The organism is Streptomyces sp. NPDC006552 (genome assembly GCF_040611655.1).
In the GTDB taxonomy this organism is placed as follows: domain Bacteria; phylum Actinomycetota; class Actinomycetes; order Streptomycetales; family Streptomycetaceae; genus Streptomyces.
Genome location: NZ_JBEXOS010000002.1, coordinates 70,704 through 89,512, shown reverse-complemented (window position 1 = coordinate 89,512; position 18,809 = coordinate 70,704). Strand labels below are relative to the sequence as shown.

Annotated in this window: 17 protein-coding genes; 7 read left to right on the top strand and 10 right to left on the bottom strand. The window is 73.3% G+C overall.

The features are described from left to right. Positions 1–9 precede the first annotated feature (9 nt). The 7 genes from ABZY33_RS01665 to ABZY33_RS01635 form a co-directional block, all read right to left on the bottom strand. A complete protein-coding gene (locus tag ABZY33_RS01665) occupies positions 10–1,113 on the bottom strand; it encodes a hypothetical protein (protein WP_356489426.1) in 1,104 nt (367 codons plus the stop codon). Continuing rightward, positions 1,110–1,790, bottom strand: a complete 681-nt coding sequence (locus tag ABZY33_RS01660) for a SigE family RNA polymerase sigma factor (protein ID WP_356489425.1) — start codon at positions 1,788–1,790, stop codon at positions 1,110–1,112. Before ABZY33_RS01660 ends, ABZY33_RS01665 begins: the two co-directional genes overlap by 4 nt. Positions 1,791–2,182: 392 nt before the next feature. Continuing rightward, positions 2,183–3,253, bottom strand: coding sequence for an aspartate-semialdehyde dehydrogenase (locus ABZY33_RS01655; RefSeq protein WP_356489424.1), 1,071 nt, complete (start codon positions 3,251–3,253; stop codon positions 2,183–2,185). Then, the gene (locus ABZY33_RS01650) at positions 3,253–4,542 is read right to left on the bottom strand and encodes an aspartate kinase (protein ID WP_356489423.1); all 1,290 of its coding nucleotides are present in this window, start codon (positions 4,540–4,542) and stop codon (positions 3,253–3,255) included. The genes ABZY33_RS01655 and ABZY33_RS01650 overlap by 1 nt, the downstream gene beginning before the upstream one ends. Positions 4,543–4,755: 213 nt before the next feature. After that, positions 4,756–5,421: a DUF5063 domain-containing protein gene (locus tag ABZY33_RS01645; RefSeq protein WP_356489422.1), complete on the bottom strand. Its 666-nt coding sequence runs from the start codon at positions 5,419–5,421 to the stop codon at positions 4,756–4,758. Beyond that, positions 5,414–6,013: a recombination mediator RecR gene (recR, locus tag ABZY33_RS01640; protein ID WP_356489421.1), complete on the bottom strand. Its 600-nt coding sequence runs from the start codon at positions 6,011–6,013 to the stop codon at positions 5,414–5,416. The genes ABZY33_RS01645 and recR overlap by 8 nt, the downstream gene beginning before the upstream one ends. A gap of 63 nt (positions 6,014–6,076) precedes the next feature. Further along, a complete protein-coding gene (locus tag ABZY33_RS01635) occupies positions 6,077–6,421 on the bottom strand; it encodes a YbaB/EbfC family nucleoid-associated protein (protein WP_356489420.1) in 345 nt (114 codons plus the stop codon). Between the two features lie 304 nt (positions 6,422–6,725). On the opposite strand from ABZY33_RS01635, the gene ABZY33_RS01630 reads away from it, so the two are divergent. From ABZY33_RS01630 to ABZY33_RS01620, 3 genes are all read left to right on the top strand, one after another. After that, positions 6,726–7,460 carry an SLATT domain-containing protein gene (locus ABZY33_RS01630; RefSeq protein WP_356489419.1) on the top strand — a complete coding sequence of 245 codons (735 nt, stop codon included), beginning with the start codon at positions 6,726–6,728 and terminating at the stop codon, positions 7,458–7,460. Positions 7,461–8,109: 649 nt separating this feature from the next. Then, positions 8,110–8,799, top strand: coding sequence for a GntR family transcriptional regulator (locus ABZY33_RS01625; protein WP_356489568.1), 690 nt, complete (start codon positions 8,110–8,112; stop codon positions 8,797–8,799). Between the two features lie 119 nt (positions 8,800–8,918). Continuing rightward, a complete protein-coding gene (locus ABZY33_RS01620) occupies positions 8,919–9,569 on the top strand; it encodes a hypothetical protein (RefSeq protein ID WP_356489418.1) in 651 nt (216 codons plus the stop codon). Between the two features lie 50 nt (positions 9,570–9,619). On the opposite strand, the gene ABZY33_RS01615 is transcribed toward ABZY33_RS01620, so the two are convergent. Continuing rightward, positions 9,620–10,975, bottom strand: coding sequence for an aspartate aminotransferase family protein (locus ABZY33_RS01615; protein ID WP_356489417.1), 1,356 nt, complete (start codon positions 10,973–10,975; stop codon positions 9,620–9,622). Between the two features lie 224 nt (positions 10,976–11,199). Between ABZY33_RS01615 and ABZY33_RS01610 the strand changes: the two genes are divergently transcribed. Next, on the top strand, positions 11,200–13,068 hold the full coding sequence (locus ABZY33_RS01610; protein ID WP_356489416.1) for a protein kinase: 1,869 nt from the start codon (positions 11,200–11,202) through the stop codon (positions 13,066–13,068). Positions 13,069–13,154: 86 nt separating this feature from the next. Here the strand turns inward: ABZY33_RS01610 and ABZY33_RS01605 are convergent, their stop codons facing one another. Then, entirely contained in the window at positions 13,155–14,438 is a 1,284-nt protein-coding gene (locus ABZY33_RS01605; protein ID WP_356489415.1) for an adenylosuccinate synthase, read from the bottom strand. A gap of 172 nt (positions 14,439–14,610) precedes the next feature. Here ABZY33_RS01605 and ABZY33_RS01600 point away from each other — a divergent pair, with 172 nt between their 5' ends. Then, the gene (locus ABZY33_RS01600; protein WP_356489414.1) at positions 14,611–15,453 is read left to right on the top strand and encodes a diacylglycerol kinase; all 843 of its coding nucleotides are present in this window, start codon (positions 14,611–14,613) and stop codon (positions 15,451–15,453) included. 159 nt (positions 15,454–15,612) lie between these two features. Here the strand turns inward: ABZY33_RS01600 and ABZY33_RS01595 are convergent, their stop codons facing one another. Then, the gene (locus tag ABZY33_RS01595) at positions 15,613–16,116 is read right to left on the bottom strand and encodes a MarR family transcriptional regulator (protein WP_356489413.1); all 504 of its coding nucleotides are present in this window, start codon (positions 16,114–16,116) and stop codon (positions 15,613–15,615) included. A 104-nt stretch (positions 16,117–16,220) separates the two neighbouring features. On the opposite strand from ABZY33_RS01595, the gene ABZY33_RS01590 reads away from it, so the two are divergent. Continuing rightward, the gene (locus ABZY33_RS01590) at positions 16,221–17,162 is read left to right on the top strand and encodes an ABC transporter ATP-binding protein (protein ID WP_356489412.1); all 942 of its coding nucleotides are present in this window, start codon (positions 16,221–16,223) and stop codon (positions 17,160–17,162) included. Continuing rightward, positions 17,159–18,778 carry an ABC transporter permease gene (locus ABZY33_RS01585; protein ID WP_356489411.1) on the top strand — a complete coding sequence of 540 codons (1,620 nt, stop codon included), beginning with the start codon at positions 17,159–17,161 and terminating at the stop codon, positions 18,776–18,778. The genes ABZY33_RS01590 and ABZY33_RS01585 overlap by 4 nt, the downstream gene beginning before the upstream one ends. The last annotated feature ends 31 nt before the right edge of the window (positions 18,779–18,809 follow it).

The following is an 18,809-nucleotide window of genomic DNA, read 5'->3' as shown; positions in this document are numbered from 1 at the left end:
GGGCGCGGCCTACGACGCCGGCAGGACACCCGTGCGGTAGACGGTCCCGGCACACGCGTCCGGGATGGTCGCGGCGGCGCTCGGCGCCCCGGGCTCCGCGGTGTGCGACACGACCACGCTGCCGTCCGCCTCGTCGGTGCCGAGCTGCGCCGACAGGTTGGCGTCGGCCGTGGCGGTCCCGTCGGAGGGGCCCGTGCTGCTTGAGGGGGTCGGCGCGGGGGTCTCCGGGCCGCCGGTGCCCCCGGTGGTGGTGCCCGTCGCCGGGCAGGTCGCCGACGGCACCCAGGCGAACCGCACCTCGTAGGCCATGCCGGGCTCCAGGATGAGCTGGCCCGGCTCGGCCGAGGGGTCGGGCAGGCCGGTCGCCCGGTCGCCCGCCGTGTGGTCGACGACGGTGACCCTGGCCGGGTCGGCCGCGCCCTCGGCGATGGTGACCACGCTGCCGGGGCTGTCGACCGTGCAGTTGCCCGTCGAGCTGTTCGACACGCGGAACGAGCCGTAGACCGTGCCGCCGGCGTCGGGCTGGCCGACGCTCGCCACCGCCTCGCTCAGATCGTTCGCGTCGCAGGACGGGGAGCTGGCGGCGGCCGTGGAGGCGGGGCCCGGGCCGCCGGTGGCGCCGCCGCCCGCGCCCTTCCCCTTGCCGCCCTTGCCCTTGTCCTTCTTCCCGTCCTTGTCCTTGTCCGCGGCGTGGGACGGGGAGCCCGCGGCATCCTTGCCGCCGCTGCCGTCCGACGTGCCGGCGTCGGTACCGCCGTGCGTCGCCTCGCTGTGGCCGGCGATGGAGGGCCGGTCGGAGGAGCCGTTGTTCGCCACGTGCAGCACCGCGGGCACCGCCATCGCCACGAAGACCCCGGCGGCGACGGCGCCGACGAGGGCCTGCCGCTTGCGGGCCCTGCGGGCGGGCACCGCGCGGCGCAACTGGTCCAGGGCCTCGTCCGAGGGGTCGATCTCGGCGACGGCCTGGCGCATCAGGCGCCGCAGTTCCAGCTCGTCGTCGGCCGCCGCACCGGCCGGACGACGGGGTCCGTCGTTCACAGTTTCGTTCCCAGCGTGCTCGTCCTGCTCGTGCTTGCTGAACCGCTCGTGCGGCCCGTGGGCCCCGGCGCTCATGCCGGCGCCTCCATCGCGATGCGCAGGGCCGCGATCCCGCGGGAACCGTACGCCTTCACCGAGCCGAGGGATATCCCGAGCGCCTCGGCGACCTGCGCCTCGGTCATGTCGGCGAAGTACCGCATGACGAGGACCTCGCGCTGGCGGCGCTGGAGCCCGCGCAGGGCCGCCTTGAGGGCGTCGCGCTCCAGCAGGTCGTACGCGCCCTCCTCCGCGCTCGCCATGTCGGGCATCGGCTTGGTGAGGAGCTTCAGGCCGAGGATGCGGCGGCGCAGCGTGGAGCGCGAGAGGTTGACGACGGTCTGGCGCAGGTACGCCAGCGTCTTCTCGGGTTCACGGACGCGCTTGCGCGCGGAGTGGACGCGGATGAACGCCTCCTGGACCACGTCCTCGCAGGAGGCCGTGTCGTCCAGGAGCAGCGCCGCGAGCCCCAGCAGGGAGCGGTAGTGCGCGCGGTACGTCTCCGTGAGGTGATCGACTGTGGTGCCCGCCGTCGTCACCTCGTCAGCGCCCTGCTGCGCCGGGAGCTGCGCCGGCCGTGCCGCGGGCATGGGGGCGATCACCGGCATGCCGCCGGCCGCGCCCCCGCGGGGACGACGTGCCCCGAGGGGTGCGAGGGGGGGCCGCAGCGCCGCGCCTCTCGCCTGTACCGCTGTGAAGTCGAGTACCTCTGCCACGCCTGTTGGACACGCTTCCCCCCGTCAGGGTTGTACGCGTCGGGCGAGTCATTTGCGACAGACCTCGTCATCCCCACCGATGACGACCCGTCAAATGCCGACATGCGTACCTGCTCTTCCCCTAAGCCCCAATTGCCCTCTGCGTCCGGCCACTGCCTGATGACGACCGCTCACCCCCCACAAGACGACCGCAGAGACGCTCCCCGCCCTGCGTGCGGTTGCAGGACGGGGAGCGAAACTTCGGGCGATCAAGGTCTGGTTCCAGCGGTGCGGGCAGTGGTGTGGACCACTGCCCTCCACAGAACTCTCACAGATCCTACGAGTCAATCCGAATATGGGAAGGGGTTGCCCGGCAGACGGACGTCCGGAGAGGCGTAGATCACTTACAGGTGTCAGGAGCCGGTGAGTTCGGCGGCGACCAACTCCGCGATCTGCGCAGTGTTCAGGGCGGCGCCTTTGCGGAGATTGTCGCCGCAGACGAAGAGTTCGAGCCCCGCCGGGTCGTCGAGCGAGCGCCGCACCCGGCCGACCCAGGTCGGGTCGGTGCCGACCACGTCGGCGGGCGTGGGGAACTCTCCGGCGGCCGGGTTGTCGAAGAGGACGACCCCGGGCGCGGTCGCGAGGATCTCGCGCGCCTTGTCCACGGTGACCTCGCTCTGGAAGCGGGCGTGCACGGTGGCGGAGTGCGTCGTGACGACCGGTACCCGCACACAGGTGACGGCCACCGGGAGGTGGGGCAGGCCGAGGATCTTGCGGGTCTCGTCCCGCACCTTCATCTCCTCGGACGACCAGCCGTCCTCGCGCAGCGAGCCGGCCCACGGCACGACGTTCAGCGCGACGGGCTCGGGGAAGGGCCCGGTCCGCTCGCCGACGGCCCGGCGCACATCGCCCGGGCTGGTCCCCAGCTCGGTACCGGCGACCAGGGAGAGCTGGGCGCGCAGGGTCTCGACTCCGGCCCGGCCCGCGCCGCTGACCGCCTGATAGCTGGAGACGACCAGCTCGCTCAGGCCGAACTCGGCGTGCAGCGCGCCCACGGCCACGATCATCGACAGGGTCGTGCAGTTGGGGCTGGAGATGATCCCGCGCGGGCGCACGCGCGCGGCGTGCGGATTGAGCTCGGGGACGACCAGCGGCACCTGCGGGTCCGTCCGGAAGGCCGCCGAGTTGTCCACGACGACGGCCCCCTTGGCGGCGGCGACCGGCGCCCACTCGGCGGCGACCTCGTCGGGCACGTCGAACATGACGACGTCGACGCCGTCGAAGAGGGACTCCTCCAGGGCCACGACCTCGACCTCGGCGCCGCGCAGGGTGAGCTTGCGCCCGGCCGAGCGCGGCGAGGCGGCGAGCCGGATCTCGCCCCAGATGTCGGCGTGCTGCGACAGGATCTGCAACAGCACCGCGCCGACGCTCCCGGTCGCTCCCACGACCGCGAGCGTCGGACGCCCGGTGGAGTTCGGGGCCATCAGCGGCCGGTGCCTCCGTAGACCACGGCCTCGTCGGAGTCCGAGTCGAGTCCGAAGGCGGAGTGCACGGCGCGCACCGCCTCGTTCACGTCGTCGGCCCGCGTCACCACGGAGATGCGGATCTCGGAGGTGGAGATCAGCTCGATGTTGACGCCCGCGTCGGTGAGGGCCTCGAAGAACCCGGCCGTGACGCCCGGGTTGGTCTTCATACCGGCGCCGACCAGCGAGATCTTGGCGATCTGGTCGTCGTAGCGCAGCGAGTCGAAGCCGACGTTGGCCCGCTGCTTCTCCAGCGCGTCGATGGCCTTGCGGCCCTCGGTCTTGGGCAGCGTGAAGGAGATGTCGGTCAGACCGGTCGACGCCGCCGACACGTTCTGGACGATCATGTCGAGGTTGATCGCGGCGTCCGCGACGGCACGGAAGATCTTCGCGGCCTCGCCCGGCTTGTCCGGCACGCCCACCACGGTGACCTTGGCCTCGGAGGTGTCGTGCGCGACACCGGAGATGATCGCCTGCTCCACGGCCTTGTCCCCTTGCTGCTTCTTCTTCTCGATCGGCTCGTTGCTGACCCAGGTGCCCTGCAGCCCGCTGAAGCTGGAGCGCACGTGGATCGGGATGTTGTACCGGCGGGCGTACTCCACACAGCGGTGGAGCAGCACCTTCGACCCGGAGCTGGCCAGCTCCAGCATGTCCTCGAAGGAGATCCAGTCGATCTTCCGCGCCTTCTTCACGACGCGCGGGTCGGCGGTGAAGACACCGTCGACGTCCGTGTAGATCTCACAGACCTCCGCGTCGAGCGCCGCGGCCAGGGCGACGGCGGTCGTGTCCGACCCGCCGCGGCCCAGCGTCGTGATGTTCTTGCCCTCCTGGCTGACGCCCTGGAACCCCGCGACGATGGCGATGTTGCCCTCTTCGATGGAGGTCCGGATGCGCCCCGGGGTGACGTCGATGATCCGGGCTTTGTTGTGGACCGAGTCGGTGATGACGCCGGCCTGGCTGCCCGTGAACGACTGGGCCTCGTGGCCCAGGCTTTTGATCGCCATGGCCAGCAGGGCCATGGAGATCCGCTCCCCGGCGGTCAGCAGCATGTCGAATTCGCGCCCGGCAGGGATCGGGGATACCTGCTCGGCGAGATCGATCAACTCATCCGTCGTGTCACCCATCGCGGACACCACGACAACCACCTGGTTGCCGTTCTTCTTGGCGTCCACCACGCGCTTGGCGACCCGCTTGATGCCCTCGGCATCGGCTACGGAGGAGCCTCCGTACTTCTGCACGACAAGGCCCACGTGCGCTCCTCGCTCAGTCCGTCTGTCACCACATGTACGTATGCGTACTGCGGTCGGCTCAGTTTAACGAGCGGCCGAGATCCACCCCCGCCGTACCGCATCGTGAGATGTCCCGCTCACGGTGTGATCAACGAGGTTTCGGTTGCGGCTTCTGCGGCCACCCGGACAAGCTCATGCCCGGCGCCACCGGGGACAACCGGAAAGTGGGACAGGTCACGTGACCGGGCGCAGCCCCAGCGGGCCGCCGATCTCCTCCAGCATGACCTGGCCCGCCTCCTCCGCGAGGGTGTCCTCGGTGCGGGCGAGGTCCTCGTCCGTGTCCAGGCCGTCGAGGTCGTCGAGGGGCTGGTCGAGCCGGACGTGCGCCACCAGGGACTGCAGGGCGCGCAGGGTCGCGGAGGCGGTGGAGCCCCAGTTCGAGAAGTACGAGAACTGCCACCACCACAGCGCCTCGCTGACGCGGCCCGCGCGGTAGTGGGCCATGCCGTGGCGCAGGTCGGCGACGACATCGGTCAGGTCGTCGGAGATCCGGGCCGCGACCCGGGGCTTGCGCGGCTCGTAGGGGTCGAAGACCTCGGAGTACACGTCGACGGGCGCGAGCATCCGCGCCAGCCGCTCGCGCATCTCGTCCACGTCCAGCTCCGGGCCGAGGTCCGGCTCGTAGCGCTCGTCCGGGACGATGTCCTCGTGCGCGCCGAGCCGGCCGCCCGCGAGCATCAGCTGGGAGACCTCCAGGAGCAGGAAGGGGATCGCCGAGTCGGGCTCGTCGCCCTTGGCGATCTCGGTGACCGCGACGATGAAGGATTCGATCTGGTCCGAGATCTGGACCGCGAAGTCGTCCGGGTCCGGAGCGGTGGCGTGCAGCGTGGCGTCAGACATCTAGGAGTCGTCTCCCCTCGAAGGCCCGGCCGAGGGTCACCTCGTCCGCGTACTCCAGGTCGCCCCCGACGGGGAGGCCGCTGGCCAGGCGGGTGACCTTCAGGCCCATGGGCTTGATCATGCGGGCGAGGTACGTCGCCGTGGCCTCGCCCTCCAGGTTCGGGTCCGTGGCCAGGATGAGCTCCGTGACCGTCCCGTCGGCCAACCGTGCGAGAAGTTCTCGTATACGCAGGTCGTCCGGGCCCACGCCCTCGATCGGGCTGATGGCGCCGCCGAGCACGTGGTACTTGCCGCGGAACTCACGCGTGCGCTCGATGGCGACGACGTCCTTGGGTTCCTCGACGACACAGATGACGCTGGGGTCGCGGCGCGGGTCGCGGCAGATGCCGCACAGCTCCTCCTGCGCGACGTTCCCGCACGTCGCGCAGAAGCGGACCTTCGCCTTGACCTCCATCAGCGCCTGCGCGAGCCGCCGTACGTCGGTGGGCTCCGCCTGCAGGATGTGGAAGGCGATCCGCTGCGCGCTCTTGGGACCGACGCCGGGCAGCCTGCCCAACTCGTCGATGAGGTCCTGGACCACGCCTTCGTACACGGGTCGAACGCCTTCCGTAAGTGCTGCTGCGGTGCCTGGTACGTACGGTAGTCGGCGCCGGGCCTAGAAGGGGAGGCCCGGGATGCCGCTGCCGCCGCCCAGGCCCTGGGCGAGCGGGCCGAGCTTCTGCTGCTGGAGCGTCTGCGCGTTCTCGTTGGCCGCCTGGACCGCCGCGACCACCAGGTCGGCGAGGGTCTCGGTGTCCTCCGGGTCGACCGCCTTCGGGTCGATGACCAGGCCGCGCAGCTCGCCGGAGCCGGTCACCGTGGCCCGGACCAGGCCACCGCCCGCCTGGCCCTCGACCTGCGTCTGCGCCAGCTCCTCCTGGGCCACCGCGAGGTCCTGCTGCATCTTCTGGGCCTGCTGGAGCAGCTGCTGCATGTTGGGCTGGCCACCACCGGGGATCACGATCAGCTCCTGTTCCGCATGTGTCGCGTTACGTCGTTCGGCGGGCGGGCCGGCGGAGGCATCCGCGGGGCCGCGCCCATGAAACGAGCCTACGTGGTCCGGGAGGCGCGCGCCCCGGCACCTCGCTCTGCACTCTTTCGAGTGAGATGCGCCGCTTTCCTATACCTGATGAGGGCCCACGTCAGGGCGGAAAACCCGCGAAAGCGGGGCCTCGGCCACCCATTGGGCGGTAGGAAGATGCTGCACATTCAGCCCCATCCGTAACCGTCCGTAACCGTCCGTGACCAGATCGAGGGAGTGCCGGGTGAGTCAGCCGGAGATGCAGCCCGAAGGACCGCCCCAGGAGGGGCAGGGCGAGGGCCGGGGCTCTCCGGGCGATCTCACGGCCCGCGCGTTCCCGCTCGGCGACTGGGCCGAGCCCGCCGAGCGGCTCGACGAGCTGTACCGGTGGGTCGAGGACGGGGCGTTGCGGACCGCGGGCTGGTACCTCGCCGGGCGGCGGTGGAAGCGGCACGGTGCGCGGGCGCTGCGCGCCGGGACGGTGGCCGGGGCGCTCACCGGGGCCGTGCTGCCGCTGCTCGACCTGAGCGGGGTGCTGGGCGGCTCGGCTCCCTGGGGGTACGTCGCGCTGCTCCTCGCGGTGGCCTGCGCCGGCTGCGACCGTCACTTCGGCCTGACGTCCGGCTGGATGAGGGACGTGGCCACCGCGCAGGCGGTGCAGCGGCGGCTCCTGGCCCTGCAGTTCGACTGGGCCTCGGAGTGCGTGCGTGAGGTCCTCGGGCCGACGGAGGGCACGGCGAGCGAGGCCGCCGAGCGGTGCCTGTCGGTGCTGCGCCGCTTCTCGGAGGACGTGACGGAGCTGGTGCGGGCCGAGACGGCGGACTGGATGCTCGCGTTCCGCTCCGGCCCCGCGCCCCTGACCATGCAGGCCACGATCCCCTCCCCGGCCCGCCCCCCGGAGCCACCCCCGGGCCGCTTCCCACTCCCACCGAACGCCCGCCCGAACATGCCACGCCAGCGGCCCCCGGAGCCCCGCTAGACCCTCCGGGGGGAGCGGGACCAAGGGGGGCGGGGCCTATGGGGGCAGCGTCTACGGGGGGCGGGACCAATAGGGCGGGGCCTATGGAGGCAGCGCCTACCGAGGGGCGGGACCAATGGGGGCAGCGCCCCCCGCCCGGGCCTGCACACCCGCCGGGCCGGCATACGGGGGCGGGATCGACCCGGGGGGCCGCCCCGGAACGCGGGACCGCCAGATCCCGCCGGACCGCGCCCCGCCTCCAGGGGCGGGATCGATCCGGGGTGGTGGCCCCCGGAGCGCAGCACCGCCAGATCTTGCCGGGCCGCGCCCGGCCTACGGGGAGGGAAATAGACCCGGGGCTGTGGCCCCGAAGCGCAGGACCACCAGGTCCCGCCGGGCCGCGCCCGGCCCGTGGGGACGGGATCGACCCGGGGCGGTGGCCCCGAAGCGCAGCGCCGCCAGACCCCACCCGACCGCGCCCCGCCTGCGGGGACGGGATGGGCCCGGGGGGTGCCGTCCACCCGCCCGGGCCCGCACCCCGCCGGGCCGCGGGGAGGGGTGGGATCGGCCCGGGGCGGGGCACCGGAGCGCAGGGGCGTTAGATCCCGCCTGGCCGCCGGAGGCATAGGGTGCGGGCAGGACCAGCTCGCCAGCCGACCCGGGGGACCCGATCGTGCCCGCCTTCGACGGACCCGCCGTCACCCGCAACACCCTGCGCCGGCAGATCGCGGACGCGCTGCGCGACGAGATCCTGGCCGGCCGGCTCTGCCCCGGCCAGGAGTTCACCGTCAAGGAGATCGCCGAGGGGTACGGGGTGTCGGCGACGCCGGTGCGCGAGGCGCTGGTCGACCTCACCGCGAAGGGGCTGCTCGACTCCGCCGAGCACCGCGGCTTCCGCGTCCACGAGTACTCCCTGGCGGACTACCGCGCCATGGTCGAGGCCCGCAGCCTCGTCGCCGACGGCATCTTCCGGGGCCTGTCCGAGGGGTCCGACCCCCGGCTGCCGGTGGCCCTCGCCGGAGTGCGCCGCCGCGGCGAGGAGGCGGCCCGCGCCGCCGCGGCCGGTGACCTGACCGTCCTGATCGGCTACGACCTGCGGTTCTGGCGCGAACTCTCCGTCCTCTTCGGCAACGCCTACCTCTCCGACTTCTTCCACCGGCTGCGGGTCCAGTCCTGGATGTGCGCGGTGCCCTATCTGCGCCGCTGCGGCGACCTGCGGGGCAGCCTCTGGTCGGGCCATTGCGACCTCGTGGACGCCCTGGCCCGCCAGGACGCCCGCGAAGCGCACGCGATCGTCGCCGCGTACAACAACGACTCGCTGCGCCTGATCGAGCGCCTGGCGGGCATGGCGCAGGGCTGAGGCAGGGCCGGGGCGGGACCGCGGCCAAGGCCGGCAAGAGCGGGCTGCGCGGCGCCCTCGCGCATTACGCTGGCGTACGCCGTAAGCCCGCCGCGCAACCGGAGACCTGAGGAGCCCCCTTGGCCTGTGACCTGTGGCTCGTCCCCCTCGTCGACGTGCTGTGCCACAGCCCCGACAACCCCTTCGCCGAGGAACTCGCGCTCTACGACAAGGCGTTGCACGCGGCCGGCCTGCCCCCGGTACCGGTCTACGCGTACATGCCGGGGCTCTCCGGGGACGTGGCCCCGGTCGCGGGGTTCGACTACGACGCGCTGCACTTCCTGCGCCGGGCCTACCTGTTGCAGATGTGCGGCCTCGCCGTCACGCCGGTGGACGAACTGGGCGGGGACTACGAGCAGTTGCTGGAGATGTTCGAGCCGACGGCGCAGAGCTCGCACCTGGTGTGGCACTACGACCACGCGGGCGCGTACGTCCCCGTGGACTTCCCCGCGCCGCTGTCCAATGACGAACTCCTGGAGGACGGCGGCCCGTTGGGCTCCTCCCACGCGCTGCTGCGCGAACTGGAGTACGTGGCGCCCGCCATCGGGATAGACCCGGCGAACCCGCCCCGGCCGCCGGCGCCGCCATCCGCGCCGACCGCCCTGGAGGAACCGGCCGCGCCCGTGCCCCCCGGCGAGGGCCCCTTCGCGCGGGAGCGGCACGTCTGGCTGGGGCTGCACCAGGCCGCGACCCGCAGCCTGGCCCAGGGCTCGATGATCATCTTCAGCTGACGCCGGGACGGCGTGCGCGGGTGTCCGGCGCACGCCGCCCCGGCCCCGCGCTACGCCACGTGCTCGTCCGCCACGCCCAGCGCGGTGTCCAGGGCGGCCAGGCCCTCCTTGGCCTCGGCCTCCGTGATGTTGAGCGGCGGCACCACGTGGGTGCGGTTCATGTTCACGAAGGGCCACAGACCCTGCTTCTTCGCGGCGGCGGCGAACGCGGCCATCGGCGCGTTCGCCTCCCCGGCCGCGTTGTAGGGCACCAGCGGCTCCCGCGTCCGACGGTCCCGGACGAGGTCGAGCGCCCAGAACATGCCGACGCCGCGCACCTCGCCCACCGACGGGTGCCGCTCGGCCAGCTCCCGCAGCGCGGGCTCGATCACCTCCGAGCCCAGTTTCGCGGCGTGCGCGACGATGCCCTCCTCCTCCATCACGGTGAGGGTGGCGACGGCGGCGGCGCAGGCCAGCGGGTGCCCGGAGTAGGTGAGGCCGCCGGGGTAGGGGCGCTTGGCGAAGGTCTCGGCGATCGCGCCGGAGATCGCCACGCCGCCCAGCGGCACGTACCCCGAGTTCACGCCCTTGGCGAAGGTCAGCAGGTCGGGCGTGACGCCGTACAGGTCGGCGGCGAACCAGCTGCCGGTGCGGCCGAAGCCCGCCATGACCTCGTCGAGGACGAAGACGATGCCGTAGCGGTCGCACAGCTCGCGGACCCCGGCCAGGTAGCCCGCGGGCGGCAGCATGATGCCGGCCGTGCCCGGGACCGTCTCCAGGATGATCGCGGCGATCGTCGCGGGGCCCTCGAACTGGATGGTGGCTTCCAGGTGCTCCAGGGCGCGCTCGCACTCCTGCTCCTCCGTCTGCGCGTAGAAGCGCGAGCGGTACAGGAAGGGCGCCCAGAAGCGGACGACGCCGGCGGTGCCGGTGTCGTTGGCCCAGCGGCGCGGGTCGCCCGTGACGTTCACGGCCTGCTGGGTGCCGCCGTGGTAGGAGCGGTAGGCGGAGAGCACCTTCGGGCGGCCCGTGTGCAGGCGGGCCATCCGCAGGGCGTGCTCGACGGCGTCGGCGCCGCCGTTGGTGAAGAAGATCTTGTCGAGGTCGCCGGGGGTGCGCGCGGCGATGAGGCGTGCGGCCTCGGAGCGCGCCTCGACGGCGAAGGCGGGCGCGAACGTCGTCATGGTCGCGGCCTGCTCCTGGATCGCGGCGACGACCTTCGGGTGCTGGTACCCGATGTTCGTGTAGACGAGCCCGGAGGAAAAATCGAGGTAGCGGTTGCCGTCGTAGTCCCAGAAGTACGAGCCTTCGGCACCGGCGACGGCGAGCGGATCGATGAGCTCCTGTGCGGACCAGGAGTGGAACACATGTGCGCGGTCCGCGGCCTTCACGGCGGCGCCGACCTGGGGATTCGGCTGAGGGGTCATGGGCCCGAGGGTAAAGGCGACGGCTCCCGCGGCACTATCGGCGTCCTGTCTGTGGGACGGCGCCGAACACGACACCCTGTCGCCCCGGGCCCCGCCCCGCCGCGGCCGCCCGCACCGGTGCCCGCGCACCCGTTACAGAACCGAAGAAGCCAGTCATGTCCTCTCTGTCGTAAGTCCGCACTACTCTCAGTCTGTTGGGCACTTACGGGGGAGGGTGGCGCGACATGGAGAGGTCCGAGGGAAGCATCGGCGCGTACCGGTTGCTGGGGCGGCTCGGCGCGGGCGGTATGGGTGAGGTGTACCTGGCGCGTTCCGAGCGGGGCCGCACCGTCGCGGTGAAGGTGGTCCGCCAGGAGCTGGCCGAGCAGGAGGAGTTCCGGAGCCGGTTCAAGCAGGAGGTGCAGGCCGCGCGGCGGGTCGGCGGCGCCTGGACGGCGCCCGTGCTCGACGCGGACACGGACGCGGAGATCCCCTGGGTGGCGACGGGGTACGTCGCGGGCCCGGCCCTCCAGCAGGTCGTCTCGCACGACTACGGCGCGTTGCCGGAGCGCTCCGTGCGCATCCTCGCGGCGGGGCTCGCGCACGCGCTGAAGGACATCCACGCGGCGGGTCTGATCCACCGCGACCTGAAGCCGTCGAACGTGCTGGTCACCATCGACGGCCCGCGCGTCATCGACTTCGGCATCGCCCGCGCCCTGGAGACCGTCACCGACGGCGGTCTGACCCGCACCGGCGCGCTGGTCGGCTCGCCCGGCTTCATGGCGCCCGAGCAGGTGCGCGGCGACCGGATCACCCCGGCGTGCGACGTGTTCTGCCTGGGCTCGGTGCTGGCGTACGCGGCGACGGGCGCCCTGCCCTTCGGCACGTCCAACAGCGGGGTGCACGCCCTGATGTTCCGCATCGCCCAGGAGGAGCCGGACCTGGCGGCCCTCCCGGAGGGGCTGCGGGACTTGGTCCGGGACTGCCTGCGCAAGGACCCCGCGCAGCGGCCCACGCCGGCCGAGATCCTGGAGCGCACCGGCGCCGAGGACACCCTGGGCGACGGCGGCCGCACCCGCGACCCGTGGCTGCCCGGCGCGCTCGTCGCCCAGCTGGGCCGGCACGCGGTGCAGCTGCTGGACGTCGAGGACCCGGCGCCGGCGCCCGCGCCGGTCCCCGCCCCGGCGCTGCCGCCCGCGCCGTCGGCCGCGCCCGCGGCCGCCGCGGCGGCGGACTCCGGCTCGGTGCCACCCCCGCCGGGGACGCCGGGCGCCGCCCGGCTCAACCACCTGCCCACGATGGTCGTCGGCCAGGAGGCGCAGGCACCGCCGGCCCCGGGCCCGGTCGCGCGGCCCGCGCTGCCGCCCGCGCGGCCCGCACCCGATCCGGCCGGGTACGGCTACCCGCACCACGCGCCGCCGCCGCCCGGCTACGGCTATCCGCAGGGCGGCTGGAGCCACACCCCGCCGTACGGGCCGGGGACGGTGCCGCTGGTCGCGCCGCAGCCGCCGCCGCGGCGCGGGAGCCGCTCCTCGGCGGCGCTGATCGTGGTCGCGGTGATAGTGGCGCTCGGCGCGGGCGGCTCGGTCTACGCGCTGATGAAGGACGACGGTTCGACGGGCACGGCCGCCCAGGACGGCACGCTTTCCCCGTCACCGTCGGCCACGGCCCCCGTCCAGCCCGGCCCGGACGCGGCGACGCCCACGCCGGCGCCCTCCACGCAGCCGGAGAGCTCCCCGCAGACCGCGGCGGGCGAGATCCCCACTAAGTTCCTGGGCACCTGGACGAGCGGGATCGACAACGCGCGGGGCCACCACCCCCGGCGCATCGTCCTCCAGCAGGGCGCCACCGGCGACACGGTGCTCTCCATGACGGCCGACGGCACGCAGAACAACGGCGACTCCTACCACTGCGTGTTCCAGGGCAAGCTGACCTCGGCGACGGACTCCACGCTGCGTATCGGCGGCACCGACCCGGTGGTCGCCCAGCCGGCGTCCGCCTGCACTCCGGGCGAGCCGAGCACGATCACCTTCCTCTCCTCGGGGCAGCTGCGCCGCACCATGACCGACTCGGCCGGCAAGGAGCAGGTCCTGACGTACGACAAGTCGGACTGAGCGCCGCACGCGCCGCGCCCCGGCCCGCCGAAGCGGACCGGGGCGCGGTGGAGGCGGGCGGCCGAAGCCGCGCGCGGGCCGGTGGCCTACAGGAAGGAATTGATCTCGATGGTCTCGTCGCGGCCGGGACCGACGCCGATCGCCGAGATCGGGGCGCCGGACATCTCCTCCAGCGCCTTGACGTAGTCCTGCGCGTTCTTCGGCAGGTCCGCGAAGGTCTTCGCCTTGGTGATGTCCTCGGACCAGCCCGGCAGCATCTCGTAGACCGGCTTCGCGTGGTGGAAGTCGGACTGCGAGTACGGCAGCTCCTCGACGCGCTTGCCGTCGATCTCGTAGGCGACGCAGACCGGGATCTGCTCCCAGCCGGTGAGGACGTCGAGCTTGGTGAGGAAGAAGTCGGTGAGGCCGTTCACGCGGGTCGCGTAGCGGGCGATCACCGCGTCGAACCAGCCGCAGCGGCGGTCCCGGCCGGTGGTCACACCGCGCTCGCCGCCGATGCGGCGCAGCGCCTCGCCGTCCTCGTCGAACAGCTCGGTCGGGAACGGGCCCGCGCCGACGCGCGTCGTGTAGGCCTTCAGGATGCCGATGACGCGGCTGATCTTCGTCGGTCCGACGCCGGCGCCCGTGCAGGCGCCGCCCGCGGTCGGGTTGGACGAGGTGACGAAGGGGTACGTGCCGTGGTCGATGTCGAGCAGCGTGCCCTGGCCGCCCTCGAAGAGCACGACCTTGTCGTCGTCGAGCGCCTTGTTGAGGATCAGGGTGGTGTCGGCGACGTAGCCCTTGATCTGCTCCGCGTAGCCGAGCAGCTCCTCGACGACCTGCTGGGTCTCGATGGCGCGGCGGTTGAAGACCTTGGTGAGCAGCTGGTTCTTGCCCTCCAGGGCCGCTTCGACCTTCTGGGTGAGGATCGACTCGTCGTAGAGGTCCTGGACGCGGATGCCGACGCGGTTGATCTTGTCCGCGTAGGTCGGGCCGATGCCGCGCCCGGTGGTACCGATCTTGCGCTTGCCGAGGAACCGTTCCGTCACCTTGTCGACGGTCACGTTGTACGGCGTGATGATGTGCGCGTTGCCGCTGAGCAGGAGCTTGGACGTGTCGACGCCGCGCTCGTTCAGACCGCTCAGCTCGGAGAGCAGGACCGACGGGTCGACGACGACACCGTTTCCGATGACCGGTGTGCACTCCGGCGAGAGGATTCCGGAAGGGAGGAGGTGCAGCGCGTACTTCTGGTCGCCGACGACGACCGTGTGGCCGGCGTTGTTGCCGCCTTGGTAGCGCACTACATAGTCCACGGATCCACCGAGCAGGTCGGTGGCCTTTCCCTTGCCTTCGTCACCCCACTGAGCACCGAGCAGCACAAGTGCGGGCACAGGCGTACACCCCTTCCGGGCGGGGCATGTCCAAGGTCAGGGGTCGCAGCCACTGATGAGTGCGGAAGCCTTGGGGTGCCCCGGAATAGACGAAGCCCCTGGCGCAATAGCGCAAGGGGCTCTTGCACAAAGATGCTACCCGAGGAAGCGAGGCACGGCCGAGGTGGCGGCTTTGGACCATCCCATTGACCGGACGGACGAGGGGCTGTCACGGCAGGTTCTGGTGCTCGTGGACCCCCTCGCCCGGCGTACGGACGGGGAGTCCGTGCGGATCGCCAAGGACGTGCTGTGCGCGGGCGCCGCCGTCCGGGTGTGCCTGCCCGAGGGACCGGAGGAATTCGCGAAAGCGCTGGCCAGACGGGGTGCGAGGCGGCCCGTGGTGATCGGCGACGACCGGGCGCTGCTGCGGGCGGTGACCCTGCTGCACCGGGAGCGGGAGCTGTCCGGGGCGGTGCTCTCGATGGTCCCGGTGGGCGGCGCCGTCTCCCTCGCGCACGCGCTCGGAATTCCCGCGCAGACGGTGGCGGCGGCGCGCGCCGCGCTGGACGGGACGGAGCGCCGGCTCGATCTGCTGGTCGACGACAGCGACGGGGTGGTGCTCGGGGAGCTGCGGATCCCGCCGGTCGTCGCGCCGGTCGCCGGGGCGGACGGCGCGGCGCCCTGGCTGCGTACGTGCCGTTCACTGGTCCGCACCCTCGGCGCCCGCCCCGGGCGTCCGGCGGCGCCCCCGTCCGGGGCGCCGGCCCGGCTGCGGGTGGAGGCGGACGGGGTGACGCTGGCCGACCTCGACGAGCCGGTGGAGGGCGTCTCGGTGGGCCCGGCCACGGGTACGGGCCTGGCGCGGGTCGAGGTGCGGCGCACGGCGGGGGCGCCGCCGCTGCGCGTGGCGGCCCGCACGGTCAGCGTCTCCGGACCGGACTTCCGCTACCGCGCGGACGATCTGTCCGTCGGCGGCCCGGTCCGCCGACGGACCTGGACGGTCCAGGTGTCCGCGTGGGGTCTGGCCCTGCCCTGAGCGCGCCGCGCCGCCGGCCCGGACCGAGCGCCGTGCGGCGCGGGCCGTCCAGCACAGGGCAAGCTGAGCAAGGGGCTCGCCCGGAGCTGGGGGCCGCGCCCCCGGAGCCACCCGTCCGCGCGGAGCCCGCCCCCGCCCACCCCCGCAACGCACCCGGCCCTAGTCCAGGCCGAGCGTCTTGCGGTGCGCCCGCCAGCGCTCCATCAGGCCGCCCAGCTCGCTCTGGACGAACTCGAAGAATGCCAGCGTCTCGCCGAGGCGGCGGCCAGGACCGGACGCGGCGCCGAAGCTGTCGACGCCGTCGGCCAGCGCGTCGATCCAGCCCTTGAGGACGCTGTCCCGGCTGGCCAGCGTCTCGTACCACTGGTTGGCGTGTACCCGGAACAGGTCGCGCCGCGTCCCGGGCTCCCGCTCGCGCGTGACCATGTGCACCTGCGTCAGGTAGCGCACCGCGCCGGAGACCGCGGCCGGGCTGACCCGCAGCCGCTCCCCCAGCTGCGCCGCGGTCAGCGCGCCGTCCTCGGAGGAGAGCAGCGCCGCGAAGACCCGCGCGGGCATCCGCGGCAGCCCCGACTCGACCAGCCGGCCCGCGAACCGCTCGACGAAGCGGGAGGCGGCGGCCGCGTCGGCGGTCTCCTGCGCGGGCCCGGCGTCCTGGCTCATGTCCCGATCATCTCCCCTGCGTCTGCCCCGGCCGTTGCCATGCCCGGGAGTTTATACGCTTCCTTAACTTCACAAGTTTGTGAAATCCGCGTACGTTCAAAAACATGACGAAGGCAATCACGGTCTCCGGACTGCACAAGTCGTTCGGCGGGACGCGGGCCCTCGACGGCCTCGACCTGGAGGTCGCGGCCGGCGAGGTGCACGGCTTCCTCGGGCCGAACGGTTCGGGGAAGTCCACCACCATCCGGGTCCTGCTCGGCCTGCTGCGCGCCGATTCCGGCGCCGCCCAGCTGCTCGGCCGCGACCCCTGGGCCGACGCCGTCGAGCTGCACCGCAAGGTCGCTTACGTCCCCGGCGACGTCACGCTGTGGCGCAACCTCAGCGGCGGCGAGGTCATCGACCTGTACGGGCGGCTGCGCGGCGGCCTCGACGCGCGGCGCCGGGCGGAGCTGCTCGAACGCTTCGAGCTCGACCCGGCCAAGAAGGGCCGTACGTACTCCAAGGGCAACCGGCAGAAGGTCGCGCTCGTCGCCGCCTTCGCCGCGTCCGGCGTCGACCTGCTCATCCTGGACGAGCCGACCTCCGGGCTCGACCCGCTGATGGAGGAGGTCTTCCAGGCCTGCGTCCAGGAGGCGGCGCGTGAGCGCGGCCAGACGGTGCTGCTCTCCTCGCACATCCTCAGCGAGGTCGAGGAGCTGTGCGACCGCGTCAGCATCATCCGCCGGGGCCGGACCGTGGAGAGCGGCACCCTCGCCCAGCTGCGGCACCTGACGCGCACCAGCGTCACCGCCGACCTCGCCTCCCCCGCACGGGGGTTGGCCGCTCTGCCCGGCGTGCACGACCTCGACGTCCAGGGCGACCGGGTCAGGTTGCAGGTCGACACCGCCGGACTCGACGCGGTGCTGAAGGCGCTGACCGCGGCGGGCGTGCGCACGCTGACCAGCACGCCGCCGACCCTGGAGGAGCTGTTCCTGCGGCACTACCAGGAGGAGGCGCCCGGCGCGCGGCAGGGCCGGGCCCCGCTGGACGAGGCGGTGTCCCGGTGACCGCCCTCGCTCCCGCCCGGGCCGGCGCCGGCCCGCGCACCGGCGGCGGACGTCATCTCGCGGGCACCGGCGCCCTGTTGCGGCTCGCGCTGCGCCGGGACCGCGTGCTGATCCCCGTCTGGGTCGCCCTGATCGCGGTCATGGTGCTCTCCATGCCGAACTCGCTCCAGAGCGTCTACGGCACGGCCGCCGAACGCGCCGACGTGCTGCGCACCATGAACACCAACGGCTCGATGCGCGCCATGTACGGGCCGGTCTTCGCCGACTCCCTGGGCGCGCTGACGGCCTGGCGCATCGGCACGATCGCCGCGGTGCTCACCGCCGTGATGAGCCTGCTCATCGTCGTCCGGCACACCCGGGACGAGGAGGAGAGCGGCCGCCAGGAGCTGGTCTCCTCCGCGGTGGTCGGGCGCCGGGCCCCGCTGACCGCCGCGCTGCTCGCGGCCGCGGTGGCCGACGGCGTGCTCGTGCTGCTGCTCACGGCCGGCCTCGCGGCCCAGGGAGCCGCCGGGGCGCTCGCGTTCGGCCTCGCCGTCGGCGGCGCCGGGATGGTCTTCGCCTCGATGGCGGCGATCGTCGCGCAGTTCACGCAGGGCGCGCGGCTCGCGCGGGGCGGGACGGCGGCGCTGCTCGGCGCGGCGTTCGTCCTGCGGGCGGCCGGTGACGCGGGGACCGGCGGCGGTTCCTCCCCGCTGACCTGGCTCTCGCCGGTCGGCTGGGCCGAGCACGTCCGGGCGTTCGCCGGTGAGCGGTGGTGGGTGCTGCTGCTGTTCGCCGGGGCGGTGGCCGCGCAGGGCGCGGTGGCGTACGCGCTGGCCGGGCGGCGCGACGTCGGCATGAGCTTCCTGCCGAGCCGCCCCGGGCCCGCGCACGGGCGGCTGCGCTCCGCGGGCGCCCTGGCCTGGCGGTTGCAGCGCGGCAGTGTGGCCGGCTGGTCGGCCGCCTTCCTCGCCGCGGGCGCCGTCTTCGGCGGGATGACCCAGGGCGCGGCCGACCTCGTCGGCGACAACCAGGACACCATCGACATCATCGAGCGGATGGGCGGCCGCTCCGGCATCACCGACGCCTTCCTCGCCACGGTGGCCGGGATGCTCGGGATGGTCGCCGCGCTGTACGTCGTCCAGTCCGTGCTGCGGCTGCACGGCGAGGAGACCTCGCAGCGGGCGGAGCCGGTCCTGGCGGGCGCGGTGGGGCGGCTCGGCTGGGCCGCGGGCCACCTGGTGACCGCCTTCGCGGGCGCCGCGCTGATCCTGCTGCTCGGCGGAGCGGGCATGGCGCTCGGGTACGGCGAGGACGGCGTCGCCGTCCTCGGGGCGTGCCTCGTCCAGCTCCCGGCGGTCTGGGTGGTCGGCGGCCTCGCGGTCCTGCTGTACGGGTGCGCGCCCCGCCTCGCGCCGGCCGCGTGGGGCGTGGCGGGCGCGGCGCTGCTGCTCGGCTGGATCGGCCCGGCCCTCAAGGTCCCCCAGGCCGTCCTCGACCTCTCCCCGTACGGCCACCTGCCGAAGCTGCCGGGCGCGGCGATGGCGTGGGGCCCGGTGCTGGTGCTGACGCTGCTCGCGGCCGCGCTGGTGGCCGCGGGGCTCATGGGGCTGCGCCGCCGGGACCTGACCGCCTGAGCGCGGAACCCCGGCGGGGGCGGCAGGCGTC

Coding starts and splice junctions, on each gene's coding strand:
- ABZY33_RS01665 (WP_356489426.1), bottom strand. CDS start 1,113: ATGAGCGCCGGGGCCCACGGGCCGCACGAGCGGTTCAGCAAGCACGAG.
- ABZY33_RS01655 (WP_356489424.1), bottom strand. CDS start 3,253: ATGGCCCCGAACTCCACCGGGCGTCCGACGCTCGCGGTCGTGGGAGCG.
- ABZY33_RS01645 (WP_356489422.1), bottom strand. CDS start 5,421: ATGTCTGACGCCACGCTGCACGCCACCGCTCCGGACCCGGACGACTTC.
- ABZY33_RS01615 (WP_356489417.1), bottom strand. CDS start 10,975: ATGACCCCTCAGCCGAATCCCCAGGTCGGCGCCGCCGTGAAGGCCGCG.
- ABZY33_RS01610 (WP_356489416.1), top strand. CDS start 11,200: ATGGAGAGGTCCGAGGGAAGCATCGGCGCGTACCGGTTGCTGGGGCGG.
- ABZY33_RS01595 (WP_356489413.1), bottom strand. CDS start 16,116: ATGAGCCAGGACGCCGGGCCCGCGCAGGAGACCGCCGACGCGGCCGCC.
- ABZY33_RS01590 (WP_356489412.1), top strand. CDS start 16,221: ATGACGAAGGCAATCACGGTCTCCGGACTGCACAAGTCGTTCGGCGGG.